The sequence below is a fragment of the Mucilaginibacter sp. P4_G9 genome, from assembly GCF_056400985.1.
In genome coordinates this window covers 1-4067 of record NZ_JBFUKF010000438.1, presented here as the reverse complement: position 1 = coordinate 4067, position 4067 = coordinate 1, and the positions used below count along the sequence as shown (strand labels likewise).

Annotated in this window: 5 protein-coding genes; 1 reads left to right on the top strand and 4 read right to left on the bottom strand. The window is 38.9% G+C overall.

Features of this window, described 5'->3' with window-relative positions; genetic code table 11:
- The coding region (locus AC1DPZ_RS23300; RefSeq protein ID WP_477407957.1) for an endonuclease/exonuclease/phosphatase family protein at window positions 1-467 on the top strand (467 nt) is incomplete at its 5' end.
- A 40-nt stretch (window positions 468-507) separates the two neighbouring features.
- Here the strand turns inward: AC1DPZ_RS23300 and AC1DPZ_RS23295 are convergent.
- The 4 genes from AC1DPZ_RS23295 to AC1DPZ_RS23280 form a co-directional block, all read right to left on the bottom strand.
- Window positions 508-1968 (bottom strand): glycoside hydrolase family 30 protein, encoded by a 1461-nt coding sequence (locus tag AC1DPZ_RS23295; RefSeq protein ID WP_477407955.1) that lies wholly within the window; start codon window positions 1966-1968, stop codon window positions 508-510.
- Between the two features lie 302 nt (window positions 1969-2270).
- Window positions 2271-2651, bottom strand: a complete 381-nt coding sequence (locus tag AC1DPZ_RS23290; RefSeq protein WP_477407953.1) for a chorismate mutase — start codon at window positions 2649-2651, stop codon at window positions 2271-2273.
- 175 nt (window positions 2652-2826) lie between these two features.
- Window positions 2827-3189, bottom strand: coding sequence for a hypothetical protein (locus AC1DPZ_RS23285; protein WP_477407951.1), 363 nt, complete (start codon window positions 3187-3189; stop codon window positions 2827-2829).
- Between the two features lie 91 nt (window positions 3190-3280).
- Window positions 3281-3715, bottom strand: coding sequence for a pentapeptide repeat-containing protein (locus AC1DPZ_RS23280; protein WP_477407949.1), 435 nt, complete (start codon window positions 3713-3715; stop codon window positions 3281-3283).
- Window positions 3716-4067: the final 352 nt, after the last annotated feature.

The following is a 4067-nucleotide window of genomic DNA, read 5'->3' as shown; positions in this document are numbered from 1 at the left end:
GTATTTGCTCGTGGGCATCGTTCCAGGAAATAAAAACAGGTTATAAATTTTATTATTTTAACCTCCATATGGATCACATTGGTGTAATAGCCCGTCGCGAAAGCGCCAAACTCGTTCTGGCAAAAATTAAAGCAATGACAGCTAATGAACCGGTTATATTATCCGGCGATTTTAATGTCGACGAAACATCGGATAGCTACGCCGTGATCAATACGTCGGGCAAACTGAAGGATGCATATGAACTCTCGCTCATAAAATACGCTGAGAATGGCACTTTTAATTCCTTTAACGCCGAAAACAAATCGAAAGGACGAATAGATCATATCTTCCTGAGCAAAGATTTCGCAGTAAAAAGATATGGGATATTGACAGATAGCTACCGTGCTTTAAACAATACAACTAAAAAGTACGAGGCAAAATTACCATCAGACCATTTCCCGGTAATGATAATGGTGGACCATAAATGATCCACCATACATCTGAGATTTAGTTGATTATAAAAGGTCTTTATTCTACTACGAGGGTAGCTATGGAGTGCGACTGGCTGGTTGTTTTTACAGCTTTACCTTTTATCCATAAACTGTATTCAATTTTCTCTTCAGTTTTATTCATTACTATTACGGCTAACTTGCCATTAGGGTTTAGGTAAGCAGTAGTTAAAAGTTTATCTCTGCTGGCAACAGCAGCTACACGCTTAGCACCCGGTTGGATATATTTGCTAAAATGCCCCAAATAATAGTATGAGCTGGTATAAATGAGGCTGCCATTGCGCAAATCGGCGTGTACCGGTGCAAAGCAAAAGTTGCCAACGTGATTTGGTCCGCCTTTTTCATCAAGCAGGATGTTCCAGTCTGTCCAGGCTACAGTGCCGGCATTAAAATCATTGATCATGGATAGGCCATACCTTTCGCCAAGCAACCAGTCGTTAATTTTATCAAAGTCGAATTTTTCAATGCACCCTTCCGTAAAAATCAGGTTTTTACCAGGGAATGCCTCATGTACACGGCGGGTAGCTTCAAACTGCTGCCCCGCGCCGGTCCAGGTTTCGTACCAGTGAAAACCAACACCCCAGATATATTTTGCCGCCGCCGGATCCTCCAATATAGTACTGGCACGTTGATAAAGCAAATCGCGGTTATGGTCCCAAACAATTAATTTTTTATTGGCCAGGCCTTGTTTTTGCAATGTTGGGCCTAAAAAATTCTTTACAAAATCACGTTCCTCTTCGGCGGTGTATTTACATGATTCCCAGGTTTGTGATGCCATAGGTTCATTTTGTACCGAAAGCCCCCATACCGGGACACCTTCATTTTCATAGGCCCTTATAAATTTGCCATAAAAATTTGCCCAGCTTTGATAGTACTTTGGCAAAAGCTTACCTCCATGTAAAACACTGTTATTATCCTTCATAAATGCAGGCGGGCTCCATGGCGACGCAAACAAAGTAAGCTTACCACCGGCAGCAGCCATTGCAGCTTTTATAAAAGGTATGCGGTAGGCCCTGTCATGGCCGATGTTAAATGTTTTCAACGATGCATCGCCCTCCTTTATATAACTGTAGCTATCGCTCGAAAAATCACAACTTTGGATATTAGTACGGGCCAAAGTATAGCCAATACCCTTATCTTTATCATAATAGGCCGTTAAAAACTGCTTTTGCTTGTCTTTAGGTAGTTTGTAAAAAGTTTCGGCAGCGGCATCTGTTAATGCACCGCCAATACCCAGCATGGTTTGGAATGATTTTGCCGGATCAACAAAAACAACAACCTCTGTTTCGCCAGGTTGAGGGCTATCGGTAAACTTTAATGTCTCCGTGGTTTTAAATTTAACACCCGCTTCGTTATCAGAAACAATAACCTTTACATTTTTATTTTGGGTAGAGAATACCGCTTTTACCTGGGCATTTACCCAACCGGCCTGCAGCAGGCTACCTGCAATAAAACAAGTGAGTAATATTTTTTTATTCATGATTTAACTTAATTGGTCTCCGGCGGGCAACGTTGCTAATCAGAAAGCGGTTCCGGTATCCCAAATTAAGAAAGTTAATTTGAATAAAGCAAATAAGAAAGGCTATAAATAATTGATTTATAACTACTTGTTGACTAAACGATACGGTTTAATACCAAACAAATAACAACAAATATTGCTCATAATCAGTTAGTTTCATAATTATTAATATGACTGAAGAAATGTTTTGATACGGTAAACTACAATTGTGTAATTTATACACTTTAGAGAGCCGGTTTATGCTTTTTTGATAGTTGAGGTTTTTATTTATTGTTTTTTATTTCCTCCTCTATCCGCAAACTTTCCTTGTGAATAGCGTTCATTAATTCGGCAACAAAGGTTTCTGATAACCCTTCCTGTTTACCGGCTTCAATAGCTTTTTCAAGTACTTGTTTAAAGCGGTCGGTTTGTAGCGGGGGAATATTGTTTTTGGCTTTGTAAACACCAATCTCTTTAACAACCTTCTCGCGCTCTCCCAGTAATTCTATCAGCTTTTTGTCAAGGGAATCAATTTTGTTACGGCTTACCTTCAAGGTTTGACCTGTGTTTTTAGGGGCATCTACCGATACTGATTGCGCGCGGGCCAAACCCGGGTTAAATAAATACATTAACAATACAACTACAATGCTGACAAATATTTTCATATGCTCAATTTAACAATTTTAATTTGAAGAGTTGGTGATTTGAAAATTTGAAAACAAATAACAACTTGAAGATTAAACCAAAATAAAAACCGGAAATATCAATCACCGGCTTTTTTAACAGGATTCAAAGGATCCATTTTCAAATATTCGTATTAACTAATCTTCAAATTGGGCATTACCTCCCGTCGGCATTATGCCCTCTCTTAATCATTTCCTTAACTGCACGGGCTAAAAACGCCTTCCCATCCTCATCAAGGTGTGTTTGCTTACCGCCACCATTTATTTCATAAACTATCCGGCCATTGTCGTTTTCGGCCACAAGGTCATCGCTGTTACGACTAAATTTCACATAACCATGCGGCGAAATGCTTTTGATGCCTTTTCCATCTTCAGTAAAATAGGTTTTTCCGCCGTATTCTATTTTCACGGTAGTACCATTGTTGTTCTCCACAATGGTAGTATGTCTTCCGCCAAAGCGACAAGCTGTTGCCAGGGTTAATAGCCCTGCCAAAGCAATTAATAGGTGTATTTTTTTCATGATGATAATTGTTAATGTGTCAATGTCATCACAAAGCTAATACAAAACACAGTACTATACAATACATAGTACCATATTTATTAAAAATATTTTATCTCTTATAATTTTTCAGCAACTCATCAACCAAAATACCATTTATAGTCATCCCCTCTGTATTACAACGGGTAATAGCCACTTGTTTAAGGTTGCAATTGGTTATCGTACTGCCTTCCAGTTCGCAATCCTCAAAACGCAGGGGGCGTTGTCTGGCATTTTCATCATAAGCAGGATGTCCTTGGGGCGGCATACCAATGTTGTGTATATAAGCGCCRCCCAATTGTGCCCCTTCAATTTCAAGATCACTTAAATTGGCGTTTTCAATTTTTAAATTGCTGAGGTCAACATCGTTAAAACTCGATTTGCTCATTTTTAACATCACAAACGTTGAACCATCAAGGTGCGAGTATTTGGCCTCAATCTTTTTTGTAGTTTCGATGATACTAATGCGTTCGGCATTTGCATTATTCTGATTATTTGCGCTTTCCATATAAATGTCTTTTTTAATACCCGAATTTAAGGATGATTAGCTCAACCTACAATGGCTATATCTGACATTTTGTGGGTGCAATTACGACAGCGATTTCCCCGGTTGCTCATCATCAAATAAAAGCCATGATACTTTAAACAATTTGAAATTAAAAGGTTAACTTTAATAACCAATTATGAAACCGCTCTTTTTTACGCTAAAAAGCCATCTCCATTTAATGGCTATACCTGATACTGAGGCGCACTTAAATGGTCACCCGGTAATTAGTTATACCTATAGCCTATTCATTGACAGGGCTAACGGCGACCCAAACCAAAGCTTTAACAAAGAGAGTAGTTTGCACCTGGATAAA

Excerpts from the sequence above, each read along its gene's own strand:
- AC1DPZ_RS23285 (WP_477407951.1), bottom strand. The coding sequence starts at position 3,189 with ATGAAAAAAATACACCTATTAATTGCTTTGGCAGGGCTATTAACCCTG.
- AC1DPZ_RS23290 (WP_477407953.1), bottom strand. The coding sequence starts at position 2,651 with ATGAAAATATTTGTCAGCATTGTAGTTGTATTGTTAATGTATTTATTT.
- AC1DPZ_RS23295 (WP_477407955.1), bottom strand. The coding sequence starts at position 1,968 with ATGAATAAAAAAATATTACTCACTTGTTTTATTGCAGGTAGCCTGCTG.